General features: G+C 57.9%; 14 protein-coding genes and 1 pseudogene. 10 read left to right on the top strand and 5 right to left on the bottom strand.

What is annotated here, in order from left to right; all coding sequences use genetic code 11:
- The first annotated feature begins 82 nt into the window (after positions 1-82).
- Together CFBP6623_RS26195 and CFBP6623_RS26185 are read left to right on the top strand one after the other, a co-directional pair.
- A protein-coding gene (locus tag CFBP6623_RS26195; protein ID WP_113731869.1) for an IS3 family transposase occupies positions 83-1,221 on the top strand; the annotation gives its coding sequence in 2 pieces (ribosomal slippage) (positions 83-341 and positions 341-1,221; 1,140 coding nt in all).
- 63 nt (positions 1,222-1,284) lie between these two features.
- Positions 1,285-1,626: pseudogene (locus tag CFBP6623_RS26185) on the top strand (IS66 family transposase); the annotation flags it as partial.
- A 21-nt stretch (positions 1,627-1,647) separates the two neighbouring features.
- Here the strand turns inward: CFBP6623_RS26185 and CFBP6623_RS26180 are convergent.
- From CFBP6623_RS26180 to CFBP6623_RS26170, 3 genes are all read right to left on the bottom strand, one after another.
- On the bottom strand, positions 1,648-3,828 hold the full coding sequence (locus CFBP6623_RS26180; RefSeq protein WP_080843351.1) for a hypothetical protein: 2,181 nt from the start codon (positions 3,826-3,828) through the stop codon (positions 1,648-1,650).
- 589 nt (positions 3,829-4,417) lie between these two features.
- Positions 4,418-4,993, bottom strand: a complete 576-nt coding sequence (locus CFBP6623_RS26175; RefSeq protein ID WP_080843350.1) for an SLATT domain-containing protein — start codon at positions 4,991-4,993, stop codon at positions 4,418-4,420.
- On the bottom strand, positions 4,983-6,296 hold the full coding sequence (locus CFBP6623_RS26170) for an SMODS domain-containing nucleotidyltransferase (RefSeq protein WP_080843349.1): 1,314 nt from the start codon (positions 6,294-6,296) through the stop codon (positions 4,983-4,985). Before CFBP6623_RS26170 ends, CFBP6623_RS26175 begins: the two co-directional genes overlap by 11 nt.
- A gap of 595 nt (positions 6,297-6,891) precedes the next feature.
- On the opposite strand from CFBP6623_RS26170, the gene CFBP6623_RS26165 reads away from it, so the two are divergent.
- Together CFBP6623_RS26165 and CFBP6623_RS26160 are read left to right on the top strand one after the other, a co-directional pair.
- Positions 6,892-7,956, top strand: a complete 1,065-nt coding sequence (locus tag CFBP6623_RS26165; protein WP_080843348.1) for an XRE family transcriptional regulator — start codon at positions 6,892-6,894, stop codon at positions 7,954-7,956.
- Positions 7,957-7,959: 3 nt separating this feature from the next.
- Complete coding sequence (locus tag CFBP6623_RS26160) at positions 7,960-8,451, top strand: hypothetical protein (protein ID WP_080843347.1); 492 nt, start codon at positions 7,960-7,962, stop codon at positions 8,449-8,451.
- 499 nt (positions 8,452-8,950) lie between these two features.
- Here CFBP6623_RS26160 and CFBP6623_RS26155 read toward each other — a convergent pair whose 3' ends face one another.
- Complete coding sequence (locus CFBP6623_RS26155; RefSeq protein ID WP_080843346.1) at positions 8,951-9,346, bottom strand: MerR family transcriptional regulator; 396 nt, start codon at positions 9,344-9,346, stop codon at positions 8,951-8,953.
- Between the two features lie 69 nt (positions 9,347-9,415).
- Here CFBP6623_RS26155 and CFBP6623_RS26150 point away from each other — a divergent pair, with 69 nt between their 5' ends.
- Together CFBP6623_RS26150 and lspA are read left to right on the top strand one after the other, a co-directional pair.
- Complete coding sequence (locus tag CFBP6623_RS26150; protein ID WP_225341519.1) at positions 9,416-10,282, top strand: cation diffusion facilitator family transporter; 867 nt, start codon at positions 9,416-9,418, stop codon at positions 10,280-10,282.
- Positions 10,279-10,770, top strand: a complete 492-nt coding sequence (gene lspA / locus CFBP6623_RS26145) for a signal peptidase II (RefSeq protein WP_080843345.1) — start codon at positions 10,279-10,281, stop codon at positions 10,768-10,770. The genes CFBP6623_RS26150 and lspA overlap by 4 nt, the downstream gene beginning before the upstream one ends.
- A gap of 22 nt (positions 10,771-10,792) precedes the next feature.
- On the opposite strand, the gene nadE is transcribed toward lspA, so the two are convergent.
- The gene (gene nadE / locus CFBP6623_RS26140) at positions 10,793-11,611 is read right to left on the bottom strand and encodes an ammonia-dependent NAD(+) synthetase (protein WP_230175143.1); all 819 of its coding nucleotides are present in this window, start codon (positions 11,609-11,611) and stop codon (positions 10,793-10,795) included.
- A 204-nt stretch (positions 11,612-11,815) separates the two neighbouring features.
- Between nadE and CFBP6623_RS26135 the strand changes: the two genes are divergently transcribed.
- The 4 genes from CFBP6623_RS26135 to CFBP6623_RS26120 all read left to right on the top strand — a co-directional run bounded on the left by CFBP6623_RS26135 (position 11,816) and on the right by CFBP6623_RS26120 (position 17,291).
- The gene (locus tag CFBP6623_RS26135) at positions 11,816-12,178 is read left to right on the top strand and encodes a hypothetical protein (RefSeq protein ID WP_225341520.1); all 363 of its coding nucleotides are present in this window, start codon (positions 11,816-11,818) and stop codon (positions 12,176-12,178) included.
- 123 nt (positions 12,179-12,301) lie between these two features.
- Positions 12,302-12,706: a FixH family protein gene (locus tag CFBP6623_RS26130; protein WP_080843343.1), complete on the top strand. Its 405-nt coding sequence runs from the start codon at positions 12,302-12,304 to the stop codon at positions 12,704-12,706.
- Positions 12,703-14,133 carry an efflux RND transporter periplasmic adaptor subunit gene (locus CFBP6623_RS26125; RefSeq protein ID WP_080843342.1) on the top strand — a complete coding sequence of 477 codons (1,431 nt, stop codon included), beginning with the start codon at positions 12,703-12,705 and terminating at the stop codon, positions 14,131-14,133. Before CFBP6623_RS26130 ends, CFBP6623_RS26125 begins: the two co-directional genes overlap by 4 nt.
- Positions 14,130-17,291 carry an efflux RND transporter permease subunit gene (locus CFBP6623_RS26120; RefSeq protein ID WP_080843341.1) on the top strand — a complete coding sequence of 1,054 codons (3,162 nt, stop codon included), beginning with the start codon at positions 14,130-14,132 and terminating at the stop codon, positions 17,289-17,291. The genes CFBP6623_RS26125 and CFBP6623_RS26120 overlap by 4 nt, the downstream gene beginning before the upstream one ends.
- Positions 17,292-17,301: the final 10 nt, after the last annotated feature.

Raw genomic sequence — 17,301 nt, 5'->3', positions numbered from 1 at the left:
AGCTGGCTCGGGAAATTTGAACAGCGGGGATAAGTGGAATTTCTGCCTGACTTCGGCTTAGATGCCGTGAACAGGAGATACCATGACGAGACGACCGCGCCGGAACCACAGCCCGGCTTTCAAGGCAAAGGTGGCGCTTGCCGCTATTCGAGGCGAACAGACGCTGGTGGAGTTGTCCCAGCAGTTTGACGTGCACGCCAACCAGATCAAACAGTGGAAAGACCAGCTCCTTGAGGGGGCGACAGGCGTTTTCGGTGATGAAGCGAAGGCGGAACCGGCGGGTCCAACCGTCGATGTCAAAACACTGCACGCCAAGATCGGCGAACTGACACTGGAGAACGATTTTTTATCCGGTGCGCTCGGCAAGGCGGGATTGCTGGGCGGAAAGAAATGATCGACCGCCAGCATAAGCTATCCGTCGTGCGCCAAGCGAAGCTTCTCGGCTTCAGCCGTGGCAGTGTCTATTATCTGCCTCGTCCGGTGTCTGAGGGCGATCTGGCTCTGATGCGCCGGATCGACGAACTGCATATTGACTACCCCTTTGCCGGAAGTCGGATGTTGCAAGGGCTACTGAGGGGAGAAGGGCTGGAGGCTGGGCGGCGGCACGTCGCCACGCTGATGAAGAAGATGGGCATCGAGGCGATCTACCGTCGCCCGAACACGTCGAAACCGGCACCTGGGCACAAAATCTATCCCTACCTCCTGCGCAAGCTGGCGGTTACAAGGCCCAACCAGGTCTGGGCGATGGACCTGACCTATGTTCCGATGGCTCGCGGATTCGTCTATCTCTGCGCCGTTGTGGACTGGTTCAGTCGGAGGGTTCTGTCGTGGCGGCTGTCGATCACGATGGAGGCAGCCTTCTGCATCGAAGCAGTCGAGGAAGCGCTGGCCCGTTATGGCAGACCCGACATATTCAATACGGACCAGGGATCGCAGTTCACCTCGGTGGACTTCACGGCGGTGCTGAAGAAGGCGGAAATCGCCATCTCAATGGATGGCAAGGGTGCGTGGCGGGACAACGTGTTCGTCGAGCGGCTCTGGCGTTCGATCAAATACGAGGAAGTCTACCTCCATGCCTATAAAACAGTGTCCGAGGCCCGCGCTGGCATCGGCCGCTATCTGACCTTTTACAATAGCCGACGCCCACATTCATCCCTTGACCGGCAGACGCCGGATCAGGCCTACTTCAACGCGCTGGCACCAATGATGGTGGCAGCATAATCGAGGCGGAAATCCACTTAACAAAAAGCCCGAAACTGTTCAGACAAACCGAGCCACCTCTGTTCTCCCGTCGCCGAGGTGATAGATTACATGCTCAAGCGATGGGATGGCTTCACGTCATTCCTGGAAGACGGCCGGATTTGCCTGACGAACAATGCTGCCGAACGAGCGCTCAGAGGCTTTGCGCTCGGCAGGAAGTCATGGCTGTTTGCCGGATCGGATCGTGGTGCTGAACGTGCGGCGTTCATGGCGACACTGATCATGAGCGCCAAGTTCAATGACATCGACCCGCAGGCCTGGCTTGCCGACGTCCTCGCCAACATTGCGGACACGCCGATCAGCAGGCTCGAGCAATTGCTGCCGTGGAACTGGACACCCAAGACGCTGAGTGCTCAGGCGGCCTGACCTGCGGCCTTCGCCGGATGCTTACGATCGCGTTGCCGCATCGAGAAATGCTTCAGTGCAGTCTCCTGCCAGCTTCCGAACCGTGACATGAAATGAGTTTGGGAAATGTACGTTGTCGCTCGGCAAAACAGTTCGGATAAAATTTTCGAGAACCATTCTGACTTTGGGGTCGCGTTGCATGCGATCATACCAAGCACCATCGCGGTCGGGCTCCTTCCAGGCCAAAAGAGCTTTGAAGGTATGGTCTCGTCTATGCTTCAGCCATCGCGCCAGCTCGGACAAATTCGAATGGGTTGACCCCACCGAAGCGGCAAGATCTAGACGTGCATCGAGCGTGCGTTCTGCCAGATCCGGCATGCCTCGCTCTAGCCAAGCATCGATCCGGGCTTGATGGATATTTCCGATTTGCGGCTTTCCACTCTTTAGCCGCTGGCCGGCGAGGCGCACGATTTGGACGGCGGCTTCAATGCCCCAATCCCCGTCAGAAAGCTCCTCAGAATCAAGCAGTGTCTCGACAAGCGCCCTCAGTGCCCGCCTCACCGATTGCGGGTGATTGTCGAGTGCTGCTTCGAAACCGGCCTCGACCTTGCCGTGATAGTAGCTTAGCGAACCATCGGAGGTCTGCCGCAGGTTCCGTGCGACAATAAAGGCGCCAACCAGCTCATCCAGCTTGTCCTCAAGACCTTCAACAGCGTCTGCAAGGGGATCTTCCAGCGTTCGCAAAACGTTACCGGAAAGGCGACCAAAAGGCTTGATCAACGCCCAGATTATAGCGGCAGCTTTTACTGCTTTGCGGTGTTCAATCTGTTCTATGACCGTCTTCTCGATCGATTTGCTGTGAGCCCTGGCAATCAACTGATACAACGAGCGATCAGGCGAATTCGCGATTTCCTCTCGATCGGCGTCCTGCAGCGCGTCGAAAAACTTTCTGATTTCGAGCGGAAGGATGAGCTCGGACAGGACAGCTTCCTCGCGGGCATGCGCAAAGTTTTGCAGGTCGGTCGGTTCCTGCGCGAGCAGCTTTCTAAAGATCGCCTTCTTCTCTGATTTCCCGTAGTGCTCCGCATCGAGATCAACTCGCCATTTTGCAACGTCATCAAGTGCCCCACTTCCCGTCGCTACGTCTATACGGGTCGTTGCGATGAAAAGCCGGTCGTGCCGAGCGCTTCGAAATTCCTTCTCAAGCTGTTCGTTCCAGGGCCGAGATTCAGGTTCAAAGCGAAACTTACCCCATGGATCTTCAATGTCGTAAAGCACAGGTGGCTGCGTTCTGTCGGCCCGCAACTGATCTGGTCCCTTAGTGATAAGGACGCGTCGAAGCCCCGGAATTTCTTTTCGCAATGCGTGCCAGAGCGCTTCCGATGCCGAGGTCTTTCCACTTCCCGACTGCCCAACAATCATCAGCGCATGGCGGCTTTTGATTGCTTGCTTAAGGTCTCCCCAATTAGTCGGCGGAACATACAGGTCTTGGTCGCTTGATTTTACGATGTAGCCTTCATGCTGGGCGATGATTTCCTCGACCTCTTCTCGGGTCCAGCGGCCGTCGTACTTGCCACGAACGCGATCCCACGCTGCATCCTTCAGTGCTCTCAGGCACGCCCTCCACAAATCGAATGGAACACCGAACCTGCGGATGAGGAGTTCTCGGATATCGCTCTCGAGGCGCTCATCATCCTCACTGGCTATTAGCGCTACTCGCCCGCCAATCTTTTCCGCACTCGCCTCTGCCACCTTCTCTGGCATTTTAGATGCGGCGGGCCAACGACCAGGCCTGCGCACCGCAAGCTTATTGACGGGAGCATTTGCGGCCGCGCTGGTGACCAATAGGTATCGAGCCGATGGGTCTTCTTCCAAACGCTTAATCGCGGACTTTCTTTTTTTGCCGTGTTCGAGGAGATTGATGAGCGCCTTTTCCGTCCACGCATTGCCGGTGCGACGTTTCGCTTGAACTATCAGCCGATAATTCTTCATCGGCACGACCGTCGCGACCTTCTCCGGTTCTGCCTCCTCAAGATCGGTTTCTTTGAGGTCGGCTTCGAGGTCCTCCTCGCTGACGTGCTCCAGTGTCATCTCGCTTGTGAGCTTCGATGCAACCATGAGGTCGAGTGCCAACCATATCGAAACCGCAACCTGATAGTCGAAGCCTGCAACGGCCGAGCCTCCTGAACCGCCCGCGGCCTCATCATCGTTATGATCGTACACTCGTAAACCTTCCACGCTCTGGATGCGTCGCTTTTCGGAGGTATAGCCGATGTTTTCCCTCGAGCGACAGTATTGCTACCGAGATTTGACGAGCTTGGCATCCAACGGGGGGTACAAGTTGAGCCTGAGAAATGAGCTGGGTCAGCTCCCTTCTGGGGGCTGACTTGAGATCCAAGTTTCCTCGGGCAATTTCTAAAAATTGAATCTTCTCAAGGGAATACATATAGGGTCTCGCCGATTTTTGCTCTCCCCTCTATCTCATTTACTAACCGATCATGCCGGTAGAGCAATCGCTTAGTGGCTCGGAAACGGCAATTGTTAGGAGGAAGTTCTGCGGAAGATCCCGAGGCTCGGATTTAGTGCGCGCTGAAAGGCAGAAAGGTAGTTTTCGCCGCTCCCTTTCCAGCCGTTTTATATTGTCAACTCAGACGTCTGGAGCACGTGCGCCTATGCCCGCATCGAGCCACTGCGACCGTGGCATACTCTGCGCAGTACCATGGATAGCCCGAGGAGTTCACTGCTTACAGACTCAGTTTTGCGTGGAAACGAACAGCTGTGTTTTAAAAAAGGTGTATTCGAATATGAAGCGCTACTTCTTTCGAAGCGATTTCGGCACAAATTTATCGATTTCTTCGTCGCGAAAAGTATAGTCTTCATTCTTCTGCAAAGCTCTTTGTGCATCGGCATAGGCTTTGGCGGTAGTTTGTGGCGCCCCTAGATAAATTGCAGCCAGCTTCTTCTGTAGTTCATCCCGGCGCTTTAACACCTCTTCCGATGGGATCCCTCCCATTCGAAGATCGGCCAGCAGAGACAGATATGATTCCCGTATCGGCCATAAATTGGCGGCGGCGTCCCTGTGCTTTTGTGCGGTACCGCCTGGGTCAAAACCCTTCATGTAGCCGGAAGCCCACAGGCCGACGATCGACAGAAATGCTGTGGCAAGCTTCAGCCAAAACTGGTCGAGAAACACCACGGACAACGCCCCGGACGTGGTCAGAACGGACACGCCAATCTGACAGAGCTTATATCGCTGCAGCGTCGCTGAGCAGCGGTCGGCCATCTTTTCGTGAGTCTTGTGGGTGTAGACGACACGGCCAAAGCACTCGCGGATCTGGTCCTCAAGCGGCGAGAAGTCGTCCCGATCTGGTTGCTGTTCAAGCTGCATCAGCGCTTACCTGACTGCCTTGGATAGGAACATGGATGCGATCGGTCGCAACAACAACGCCGTTTTGGACGGCGTAGCATTCAACGATATGATCTCCCCTGAAATTGGTGTGCTCGGTTCGTCTCATGTTGCCTCGATCTCCGTCAATTTGTCCACGGATGCAGTCCCTACGGCGTGCCTCCTCGCCGCGATTCAGCACCTTCCAATAAAGGTTGAAGTCGCCCTGGACGTCGTGATCAACAACGCTGAATGTCAGCGTCTTGGCCGTCTTGAGCGGCAGGTTCAGCCGTAACATCTCTCTTAGGAACCGTTCTCGGAACCCATTTTGCGAGACCTCACAATCTAGGGTGATGCTATTGCGTATATCGACCGGATACCTGTTGTCGATAAACTCCTCGGTGTTTCTCCACGAAGAAGAGGCAAAGGCTGCCTTTTGCGCCGCCTGTTCTGCAGCAGGGAAACCGCGACCATAAATTTTGCGCCACTTTTCATTCTCGGTAGTCGAGCCCGCGGCAGCGATGGCGTCCAAAGCCAGTTCGTAGGCCTTTTTTGCCTTCCTCTGAAATTTCTTCTTCACCTTGACACGCTGGCCGCTCCCAAGAGCGGCGTAATAGTCTTGATCAGGACGTTCTGAGAGGAATTTGAAGAAATCGCGGCTCATGTAATCGTAGTAGAGGTAGCTCTTTTCATCATATTCATTCGTTGATTTTAGGAAATTATAGGTCAGTGTGTCGATCAGCAGCCCACCCATCGCAAGGCCATGTTTGTTCTTCCAAGCTCGAGCCATCTTGCAGAGGCGACGCAGGTTCTTGTTCTTCTGTACGTTCGCCTCTTTCATGGCGGCGATCTCTTCGCGGGGCTTCGTAATTTTCCATGACCCACCATCATAGGTGTCAGGGTATTTGAAGCTTCCGTCCGCCTGTTCAAAAACCGGTTGGACTTCAATATGAAAGTCTCGGTAGAGCACCTGGATGACAAGGCGATCCTTGAGAACAGTTGTGTTCGGGTAGCGGCTCTTGATCGCATTTTTGGTGTCATCGAGAAGACGAGATTGCCCGCCGTCCTTGTAACTATCCCATTTCCCGGCGGGCATAATATACAGCATGTCGAGGTCAGAAATGCCCTTGATTGCGGTCCACCTGCCGTATGAGCCAACTTGCAGAGAGTTCGAAACTTTCGAGTCGGTGTCGCGGAATTTTTTGTTTAGTGCGGCCGTAACCTCGCCGTAGCGAAGGCTAATGGTATCGTCATTGTCTACCGCAATATTGCTGAGAAACTGCTTGAACGTGTCGGCAATGCTCATCGGCCTGTTACCTCAAAAATGTGGTTTGGAGGGGAAATCGATGTGTTCATCTCATGCTGCGGCTGTCTTGCGACGAAGCCGACCCATCGGTCGGTTGGACTGGGAAAAGCTCCAACGTGAAAGGGTCACGCCGCCGGCTCAGTCCGGCACCACGGGTTTGACATGGGTGCTTCACCCTGCTTAGCCCGTCCCTTCCTTCGAAGTGCGCCCAACCGCCGTTGGGCAAGCGCCTTGTCAGGATCGTTGCACCGCACATTCGGCAAGGATGGAAGTAGCTTGTTTTCTCATTCGCATCGGTAGCCTGACGGCGAACGAGAGTCTCACGGACCGAGATGACGTAGCCTGACGACAGCTGTCTCGGGTGCGCCTTGCGTGTAAACCGGTCCTTTTTCATGAATCAGTTCCTAGATCGAGGGTGATCTCTTTGCGAAGAAGCTCTGTAGTTCGATGTATGCCGTGAAGATCCGAGTTGTGCAGGAATCGGTGGTTGATCTTTCTCAGAAAAGAGAAGGCATCTGACCGCTCATTTCAAGAGGGAAGGTTTACAAAAATGCAATTATGGGCTATTTTGTAAACTGAAATCTAGGAGATCGATATGATCGGCAACAAATTGAAGGTCGCTCGGCAAGCGGCTGGGCTGTCATTGAGGGCATTAGCGGATGCAATGAATGGCGTGGTGTCAGCGCAGGCGATTGGCAAGTATGAGCGAAATGAAGATATGCCCGGCTCCAAAGCCTTGATAGCTTTGGCCAAAGCCTTGGGTGTGTCCGAGGAATTCCTTCTAAGTGAAGATCAGCTATCCCTAGAAGGCGTGGACTTCAGAAAAAAGCTCGGAACGTCTTCCAAAGAGGAAGCTGCAGTCCAGGCGCGAGCCATCCATATGCTCGAGCGATATCTTGTGATCGAGGATCTTCTTCACTTGCGCAGTGTCGAATGGGAGCAACCGCGAAGCGCGCCATATCCAGTTTCAGACATTCGCGATGCGGAAGATGCAGCACGCTCGGTCCGTGATGATTGGGGACTTGGAAACGACCCTATCCCGCAGCTAGCCGAGCTATTGGAGGAACGAGGAATAAAGGTCCTCTCGATGGACTTGAACGACGTCGACGGTTTAGCGGCGAGGGTTCGTCGCAAGGACCGCGACGCCGCTCGGGTAATTGTTATCAAGCGGGGAACGTGGTCAGAGCGTAAGCGGTTCAACCTGGCACACGAACTTGGACATATGGTGATTGCACCAGCCGAGGGAGTCGACGTGGAAAAAGCAGCTCATCGATTCGCTGGTGCTTTTCTGATGCCAGCCGACGTCTTGCGAGCAGAAGCCGGTGCTCATCGATCGTCTATAAGTGTTGGCGAGCTTGTCGCGCTAAAGAAAAGGTTCGGGGTAAGTGTTCAGGCACTCGCTTATCGGTGCAAAGATCTGGGAATTATCAGTCAGGCGGCATGTTCACGACTATTCAAAGTTTTCGAAGAGAGAGGGTGGCGGCACTATCCTTACGAAGAGCCAGAGAGCATGGCTCCCGAACTTGAGGAACCCAAAAGGTTCGAGCGTTTATGCTATCGTGCTTTGGTTGAGGGCATATTGGGCGAGTCCCGTGCCGCTGAAATGCTCGATATTTCCGTTCGCGAACTCGACAAACGCCTGGACCAGACGGCAGTCTGACGCATGGCGATTCTGATATCCGATACCTCAGTCTTAATTGACCTGGAAAGGGCCGGCCTTCTCGAGTTCATGTTTCTTTTGCCGTTCGAGTTCGCCGTCCCTGACCTGCTATATGAACGGGAATTGGTCGGCGAAATCGGACAGACGCTTGTGCGACTCGGCTTAAGGGTAGAACCTCTGACGTCTGCTGAGGTTCGCAGGGCCACCGAGGTCAACCGTGCCCACGCTCGCCTCTCTGCTCCTGACACGTTTGCATTCGTGCTAGCGCAAACTCGGGGTTGGGGACTGCTTACGGGTGATGGAGTGCTTCGAGAGCTTGCGATTGCCGAGAGGCTTGAAATGCACGGTGTGCTGTGGGTGATTGATCAGTTCGCCGATGGTGGCCATGTGCAGTTCGAGCATTTGCATTCCGGCCTTAGTCGCTTAGCAAATCACCCCCGGTGCCGCTTGCCATCAGGCGAAATCCGCCGTCGGCTCATCCGCTTCTCGAGATAGGCCACGTTGCGCTCTGCATTGCAGATTTAATTTTTAATCAAATACTTAGCTCAATTGGCAAAGCGGATCGTAGGTTCATATCCGTTCAAGGCGTTCGATGCCAACAGCCGTCCATGCTTATCTGTTCTATCCCGGCAGACGGCAGAACTCGCCAGCCTTCAAGGTTATTGTCGAGGCGTTGAAGATTTGATGTGCCGATCAGCCGGTTGAGCTGCAAATGGCGAGCCTGATCCTCAGTTGAGCCACGCAAGCAGCCCAACCACGCCGACGGCCTGTCTTTGTGCGACTGCGTCTGGTACCGAGATTGCGTGAGTTTCTCCTCGAAGGCCGTGCTCCTCAATGTCCAGTTCCAACAACAATGACGGGCCGCTTAAAACACTGGCCGACGCTTTGCGACAGTCGGCTGCGCGACACCGAGACGCTGGGCAACATCCACTTGCCGGGCCTCGTCCGCCGGAACTGTCGGTTGAAGTCTGCCAACACAGTTTTGATGTCAGCCTCAGGGTCTTCCTCCCGCCATGGCGTCGATGATCCGGCAATCGGCCACCTGACCGAGACGGCATTCGGCTATCATCCGCCGCAGTTCCGTTTTCAGGTTCGTAAGACGGGCGATACGATCTTCCACGGCGTCGAGTTGGCTTTGGGCGATGCGGCTTGCATCCTCACACGATGCTTCCGGTTGTTCCTGGAGAGCCAGAAGAACGCGCACCGATGCCAGATCCAAACCAAGTTCCCGGGCATTCCGGATAAAGCACAGTCGTTGCGCGTCTGCTTCGCCATAGGTGCGACGGCCGTTGGACATCCTGGCTGGGATTGGGAGGACCCCGATGCGCTCGTAATAGCGAATAGTCTCTATGTTCACGCCCGATTTCTCGGATAAGTCGCCGATCTGCATTTTTCGTCTTGCTCCTGTAGTCACTACAGGTAGTACCATGGTCGAATTCGAATATCGAGGACCGACGAAATGGCAGCAGCTGCAACCGACACGATCCGCTATCAGGTGACGGGGATGGATTGTTCCTCCTGCGCCGCCAAGATCGAGGGGGCCGCGCGCAAGGTCGAAGGCGTGGCCGACGTGAAGGTATCGATCGCATCGCAGATTATGACACTGCAAGTTGACGAGCCGGCGAACCGCCTGCCTCTGCTGGAAAGCGCCATCACGGGTCTGGGTTATCAGCTTGACCGCATCGGCCCATCCAGCGACACGGCAGACGGCGATGACGACGACAGGATTCCGGACCTGTCGCATGTCACCCCGGCATATAAGAGGGCGCTCTGGATCGTCGTGCTGCTGAACGTTGGCTACGGAGTCGTTGAGATCGTCGGAAGCTTCCTCGCCGGCTCCCAGGCGCTACAGGCGGACGCCCTCGACTTCCTGGGGGACGGCATGATCTCATTCCTGGGGCTGGTCGCGGTCGGATGGGGCCTCGCCGCTCGCGCCAAGGCGGCTCTTCTACAGGGTGTTTTCCTCGGCCTGCTCGGACTTGGCGTCGTCGCGTCCACCATCTACAGGGTGTTTATCGAGCATCAGCCGGAATCCGTGCTCATGGGCGGCTTCGCGCTTGTCGCCTTCGTCGTCAACGTTCTGGCGGCCGTGGTGCTCATCCCGCACCGCAAGGGCGACGCGAACATGCGGGCGGTGTGGTTGTTTTCGCGAAACGACGCGATCGGCAATCTCGCGGTCGTGGCCGCCGCGGGCTTGGTCTGGTGGACGGGAACACAATGGCCTGACCTCGTGGTCGCGTTCGCAGTTGCAGGCCTCTTCCTTCAATCGGCGTGGTCGATCATCCGGGACGCAAGACAGGACCTCTCTGCGGCGAGGGACAGATGAGGGCGGTTGCTTCAATTGCCGTGGTCCTGGTCGGCGCGGCACTTGACCTGGGAGCGAAGGCGTGGGCGCGGGCGAGCCTTGAACCTTACGGCCCCCCCACGGACTTTCTGCCTTTGGTACCGTTGCGACTGACCTTCAACAAAGGCGTGTCGTTCAGCATGTTCGCAGTCGACGGCGAAATCGGCAAAGCAGTCCTGATCGGGGTTACGGGCATTATAACACTTGTCATCGCTATATGGGCGTATCGTTCGCGCGGCTGGCAACGGGCAGCCCTGTCGATGATCCTGGCTGGCGCGCTCGGAAACCTGATCGACCGCAGCATGAGGGGCGCCGTGACTGACTTCCTGAGCCTCCGCTTTGGTGAATGGGAGCCGTTCGTGTTCAATCCGGCCGATGTCTGGATTTCTTCAGGCGTGGCCCTTCTGTTGGTCCTGCAGACCACGCAAAGCGGAACCGCCGAGGTGGGCGACGGTACGTCAGCACGGTAACGGGGCCTAAGGGCCATTCCTGTCATTGCGGCGAGAGTGGCAGGGCGCGCTTGTGGGCCGTCGCGACGTGCGTCGCGAGGATGCGCTGAAACGCGGGTTCTCCGATCGGCTTTCCTTCCAGGAAGTCGTCGATGTCATCATACGTGACCCCGTAGACGTCTTCATCGGGCCGCAGCGGAGCGTCGGACTCCAGATCGGCGGTCGGCACCTTGAACACCAGGTCCCTCGGCGCTCCGAGATATTCGGCGAGCGCCCGCACGCGCCGCTTGGTCAGTCCGGAAAGCGGCAGGACGTCCGCAGCGCCGTCGCCGAATTTCGTGAAGAAGCCCATCAATGCCTCCGCCGCATGGTCAGTCCCGATCACCAGGCCACGAACCGCGCCGGCGAGCGCGTACTGGGCGATCATCCGCTGGCGCGCCTTGATGTTGCCAAGGTGGAAGTCCAGCCGAACGGTTTCGAACAGGTCGCCTGCGTCCCCGCAGACCTCGGCCATCATCGCGTCGGCTGCGGGCTTTATGTCGATGGTGACTACGCGGTCGGGGCCGATGGACGCGAGCCCTCTCTGAGCGTCGGCCTCGTCGGCCTGCGTGCCATAAGGCAGTCTGACCGCGATGAACTCCGCCTTATGCCCTCTGCCCCGGAGGCGGTTCACCGCAGTCTGGGCAAGCAGTCCCGCGGTGAGCGAATCCACTCCCCCGCTGATGCCAAGGACGAGCGCTCCGCACGACGAGGCTTGCATGTAATCCGCGAGGAAGGCCGTTCTGCGCTCGGCTTCCGCGGACGCGTCGAATTCCTTCGCTACTCCGAGCGCCTCGATAATCTGCAAATGTTGGTCACGCACGACAATCCTCCATAACAGCTGTGAAATCCAAACCAGGCGAGAAAGTTGCAACCTGCCGAATCCCGACTGTCTCGTGAACTTACATGGCTGCAGATCGACACGTAACCGGAGCAGGCGCGAAGTGCGTCGCTGTCGATAACGCACTTTTCCGTGAGACCTCTTCCAACCCCGATGTCTTCGTGCCAGACTATGCGGGTGAGGTTCATGAAGGTCATCCATCGACTGCTGTTCGTGACCGCCCTGCTGGGGATTGTGGTCGGTCCCTTGAGCATCGGGGCGGCGGACAGCGTAATGGCGGCCTCCGGACCCGCGATGCACGGCATGTCCGGCATGGAGATGTCAGGCGACATGCCGTGTTGCCCTGACGAAATGCCGGCCAAGCCCGACTGCAGCGGCAAGTCATGTCCTCTGGCCTTGGTGTGTACGACGGTGATCGTCGGCCAGGTGGCTAACCCGCATTCCTGGTCGTTGAATCTCGGTTGGGTCGCCCATCGGTTCCTCATTGCCCTTCATGCGGAGCTTGCCTCCTCACTGGTCGATCCGCCAGTACGTCCTCCGCGAGTCTGATCCCACGTCAGTGAACACGTCGTCGATCGGCGCGGTCGCAGGTCTTGCGTCCGTGCGGTACCGACGGCGATCCATTTTGACTGAGGACGCGGTCACGGACCCGTCCGGATGAGACATTGAATCATGGAAAATACCACCTTCAACGCGAGGACCGCGCTCCTCGCTGGCGCGATGCTGTTCAGCACCGCCACCGCTTCCTTCGCCGGAGCGCAGGACTACGAATTCCAAGCCGTGAACACGGACATCAAACAGGGACGAGGCTCGACCGTGTCGGTACGGCTGATCGACAAGCGGACGGGCAAGGCAGTCCCCGACGCCGTCATCTTCACAACGCGGATGGACATGGCTCCCGACGGCATGGAGATGATGACCACCACCGTGGAACCCTCACCCTCCACCGAGCCGGGCGTCTACGCCTTCACGACAAACCTTTCCATGGAAGGCGGATGGCGGTTCCAGGTCGCCGCCAAGGTTCAGGGCGAGCCTGAGACGGTCAAAGGCGAAGTCGTCTTCAAGGCTGTCCCGTGAGCACCTCGCGCATCATTGTCACGCTCTCCCTCGCCGCGATCGTCGGCGGGGGAGGCTATTGGGCGGGAAAGAACGATGTCGGTGCGTACCTGCGGCGATACGTTGAAGGCACCGGGATGGCCACCGAGGCTGAACCGCGACACGAAGGAACGGGAGCGGTGATCTACTACCGTCACCCGGACGGTATGGCCGAATACTCTGCCAAACCGACGAACACGGATGACGGGCGGCCATTCACACCTGTCCGGGCAAGCGAGGACATCAGCCTCGGCGCGAGCGGGGCGGTCCTGCCTGCGGCCGACACGTCATCAGTCACACCGGAACGGAAGGTCCTGTACTACCGCAACCCCATGGGCCTTCCCGACACGTCCAAGGTGCCGAAGAAGGATTCGATGGGGATGGACTATCTCCCTGTCTATGACGGCGAAGTCAGCGACAGTTCCACCGTCAAAGTGACGCTGGGCAAACTCCAGCGGACGGGGGTGAAGACCGCGCTCGCTGAAAGGATGAACGTCAGCCGGAAAATCCGAGTACCCGGAACCGTCGCACTCGACGAGCGCATGGTCAGCATCGTTTCCATGCGGGCCGACGCCTTTGTCGAAGACGTCGCGGACGTCACGACAGGAGACAGGATCACAAAGGGCGAGAATCTCTTTCACTTCTATTCGAAGGAGATCGCCACCGCCGGGGCCGAATATGCGACGGAGATGCGCAATGGCGGCAAGCCCGGGCCGGAATCTGGCTCTGCGCTCCGCCTGAAGAACCTTGGGGTGCCCTCGGCGACGATCGCCAGCATTGCGACTGAGCGAAAGGTCCCACAAAGCATTGCCTACACCTCGCCAAGGGACGGCGTCGTGTTGGAGCGCATGGCGGTCAGCGGCATGATGGCCGAGGCTGGAGACATTCTCTTCCGCATCGCTGACGTATCGAAGGTCTGGGTGATCGCCGACGTCCCCGAATACGAACTGGGCTCCGTTCGTATGGGTGCCAACGTTTCCGTCAGCGTCCGAAACGTATCCGGCACGATCTTCCGGGGAACGGTCGACCTCATCTATCCCGAGGTGCAGATGCAGACCCGCACGACAAAGATCCGGATTGAGCTTCCTAATCCCGAGGGGCAGCTGATGGCCAACATGTATGCGGAGGTGGAGATTGAAGCGGGAGCGGGAAACCCGGTCGTTGCGGTCCCCAACAGTTCAGTCATCGACACGGGCGATCGCCAGATCGTCTTCCTCGACAAGGGCGAGGGCAGGTTCGAGCCTGTCGATGTCGCTCTCGGTGTTCGAGGTGAAGACGTGACGCAGATAACCAAGGGTGTCGTCTCGGGTGACCGCGTGGTTGTGTCCGCCAACTTCCTTCTCGATGCGGAAAGCAACCTGAACGCCGCGCTCAGCGCCCTGACCGTTGACGACGAGGCGAAGCCATGATTGCCAACGTCATCGCCTGGTCGGCCCGCAACATTGTCCTCATTTTCGTCGGCGCGGCGCTGTCCATCGCGGGTGGTGTCTATGCGCTGCGCACGCTTCCGCTGGACGCCATTCCCGATCTCTCCGACGTACAGGTCATCGTCTTCACTGACTATCCGGGCCAGGCTCCGCAGGTCGTCGAGGACCAGGTTACGTATCCGTTGACGACCTCGATGCTGACAGTGCCCAAATCGAAGGTCGTGCGGGGGTTCTCGTTCTTCGGCGTGTCTTTCGTCTATGTGATCTTCGAGGACGGAACCGATCCCTACTGGGCGCGCAGCCGCGTGCTCGAATACTTGAACGCGGCCGCAAACCGGCTGCCTGACGGCGTGTCGCCAAGTCTCGGCCCGGATGCCACGGGCGTGGGCTGGGTCTACCAGTATGCCTTGGTCGCCAAGGAGCTGTCGCTCGCGGAGCTGCGTTCACTTCAGGACTGGGTAGTACGCTTCGCCGTCTCCAAGTCCGAGGGAGTGGCGGAGGTGGCCAGCGTCGGCGGCTTCGTCAAGCAATATTCCATCGTCGTTGATCCAGCCCGGCTAAGGGCCCAGAATGTCTCGCTTTCGGATATCGCCGATGCCGTGCGCTCCAGCAACCGCGATGTCGGCGGGCGCACGATCGAACTTTCCGAATTTGAGTTCATGGTGCGTGGCAAGGGCTACCTGCAGGGCATCAGGGACATCGAGAGCATTGTCCTGAACACCAGTGCGGGCGTTCCGCTGCGTCTGTCCGACGTTGCGAGAGTGGAATTGGTCCCGGACGAGCGGCGCGGGATCACAGAGCTGAACGGAGACGGCGAAGTCGCGAGCGGAATCGTCCTCCAGCGCGACGGCGCGAATGCGCTGACCGTCATCGAAAATGCGAAGGAAAGCTTGGCGGCGGTGCAGAGCAGTCTTCCGGCTGGTACCGAAATCCTGCCCGTCTATGATCGTTCGAAACTCATCGAAGCGGCAATCGAGACCTTGAAAGTCACGTTGATCGAGGAATCGATCGTGGTTGCACTGGTGACTATCGCCTTCCTTTTGCATATCCGAAGCGCGCTCGTGGCCATCATCATGCTGCCGATCGGCATTCTCATCGCCTTCATGGCCATGCGGGCGCTAGGTCTGGGAGCGAACATCATGAGCCTCGGCGGGATAGCTATCGCTATCGGTGCGATGATCGACGCGGCCATCGTCATGATCGAGAACGCCCACAAGCATCTGGAACGCGCGCCTCCTGACAAGCCTCGAGCCGAAGTGCTGATCGAGGCGGCAAGCGAGGTCGGCCCGGCGCTTTTCTTCAGCCTGCTGATCATCACGGTGTCGTTCCTGCCGATTTTTACGCTTGAATCGCAAGAGGGCCGCCTGTTCGGACCGCTCGCCTTCACCAAGACCTTCGCGATGGCGGCGGCAGCGCTGCTGTCCATCACACTTGTTCCGGCACTGATGATCCTGTTCGTCCGCGGCCGCATTGTCCCAGAACACAAGAATCCGCTGAACAGACTGCTGATCTGGATATACCGTCCGGTCATCGCGGGCGTCCTTAAGGCCAAGAGCCTGACAATCCTGGTAGCCATCGTGATCCTCGGGGTGACCGTCTGGCCCGTGCAGCATATCGGGAGTGAGTTCATGCCTGATCTCGACGAGGGCACGCTGATGTACATGCCGACAACGCTACCCGGCCTCTCGGTGACAAAAGCGGCGGAGCTCATGCAAACGCAGGATCGCATCATCAAATCTTTCCCCGAGGTCGAGTCGGTGTTCGGCAAGGCGGGTAGGGCGTTGACGGCAACCGATCCGGCTCCGACGGAAATGTTTGAGACCATCATCACCCTGAAACCCAAGTCCGAATGGCGGCCGGGCGTCACGTCTGACAGTCTGAAACAGGAGATGGACGCGGCACTTCAGTTTCCCGGTGTCTCCAACGCCTGGACGATGCCCATCCGCGCCCGCATCGACATGCTTTCGACCGGAATACGCACGCCCGTCGGCGTCAAGGTCTACGGGACCAACCTGAACGAGATGGAGAAGGTCGCTCGCGATATAGAGACCGTTCTCAAGGCGGTGCCGGGAACGTCGAGTGCCTACGCCGAGCGCGTCATCGGTGGATACTATCTCGATATCATCCCTGATCGCATGGCGCTCGGGCGCTATGGGCTTTCGATCGACGATGTCCAGGATGTCATCGGAATGGCCCTGGGGTCCGAGGTCGTGACCTCGACGGTGGAGGGCAGAGAGCGGTACGGCGTCGCCATCCGTTACCCAAGGGCTTTCCGAAGCGATCCCCAGTCCATCGCGAGGGACGTCCAGGTATCATTGCCCGGTGGCGGCACGGTTCCGTTGGGCGAGGTCGCCGAAGTCAAGCTCACGCGCGGTGCCACGACCATAAGGACGGAGAACGGCCAGCTCGCCGTCTATATCTTCGTAGACATCGCCAACCGCGACCTTGGGGGCTACGTTGCCGAAGCCCAAGAAGCCGTCGCGGCGAGCGTCGAGATGCCCACGGGCTATTCCGTCGCATGGAGCGGGCAATTCGAATATCTGGAACGGGCAAAGGACCGGCTAATGATCGTCGTCCCGCTGACGCTGGCGCTGATCTTCCTGTTGCTCTACCTGAACTTTAAGGCATTGACCGAAACACTGATCGTCATGCTGTCTCTGCCGTTCGCTTTGGTCGGCGGCATCTGGATGATGTGGTGGCTGGGCTTCAACGCTTCCGTCGCCGTCGCGGTCGGGTTCATCGCGCTTGCAGGCGTGGCGGCCGAAACCGGTGTGATCATGCTGATCTATCTCGACCACGCGCTCAGGGACGAGAAGGCCAAATCCAAGGCCGAGGGCAGGGCATTCGAAAAGGAAGACCTCGACAGGGCGATCATGATCGGGGCGGTCGAGCGTGTTAGACCGAAGATGATGACCGTCGTGGCGATCATGGCGGGTCTCGTGCCTATCCTCTGGAGCACGGGAGCGGGGTCGGAAATCATGCAGCGGATCGCCGTGCCGATGATCGGCGGCATGGTATCATCGACGTTGCTGACGTTGATCGTGATTCCCGCCGTCTACGGCTTGGTCAAGGGCTACGGGTTGAAGCGAGCACGCGAGGTGAGCCAGTTTCCGGCTTCCGTAACGGCAGAAGCTTTTTGAGAAGGAGAAC

The organism is Agrobacterium tumefaciens (genome assembly GCF_005221385.1).
GTDB classification, from domain to species: Bacteria; Pseudomonadota; Alphaproteobacteria; order Rhizobiales; family Rhizobiaceae; genus Agrobacterium; species Agrobacterium tomkonis.
This window is presented reverse-complemented; position numbering and strand designations above follow the sequence as displayed.

Excerpts from the sequence above, each read along its gene's own strand:
- CFBP6623_RS26175 (WP_080843350.1), bottom strand. The coding sequence starts at position 4,993 with ATGCAGCTTGAACAGCAACCAGATCGGGACGACTTCTCGCCGCTTGAG.
- CFBP6623_RS26170 (WP_080843349.1), bottom strand. The coding sequence starts at position 6,296 with ATGAGCATTGCCGACACGTTCAAGCAGTTTCTCAGCAATATTGCGGTA.
- CFBP6623_RS26165 (WP_080843348.1), top strand. The coding sequence starts at position 6,892 with ATGATCGGCAACAAATTGAAGGTCGCTCGGCAAGCGGCTGGGCTGTCA.
- CFBP6623_RS26160 (WP_080843347.1), top strand. The coding sequence starts at position 7,960 with ATGGCGATTCTGATATCCGATACCTCAGTCTTAATTGACCTGGAAAGG.
- CFBP6623_RS26155 (WP_080843346.1), bottom strand. The coding sequence starts at position 9,346 with ATGCAGATCGGCGACTTATCCGAGAAATCGGGCGTGAACATAGAGACT.
- CFBP6623_RS26150 (WP_225341519.1), top strand. The coding sequence starts at position 9,416 with ATGGCAGCAGCTGCAACCGACACGATCCGCTATCAGGTGACGGGGATG.
- lspA (WP_080843345.1), top strand. The coding sequence starts at position 10,279 with ATGAGGGCGGTTGCTTCAATTGCCGTGGTCCTGGTCGGCGCGGCACTT.
- CFBP6623_RS26135 (WP_225341520.1), top strand. The coding sequence starts at position 11,816 with ATGAAGGTCATCCATCGACTGCTGTTCGTGACCGCCCTGCTGGGGATT.
- CFBP6623_RS26130 (WP_080843343.1), top strand. The coding sequence starts at position 12,302 with ATGGAAAATACCACCTTCAACGCGAGGACCGCGCTCCTCGCTGGCGCG.
- CFBP6623_RS26120 (WP_080843341.1), top strand. The coding sequence starts at position 14,130 with ATGATTGCCAACGTCATCGCCTGGTCGGCCCGCAACATTGTCCTCATT.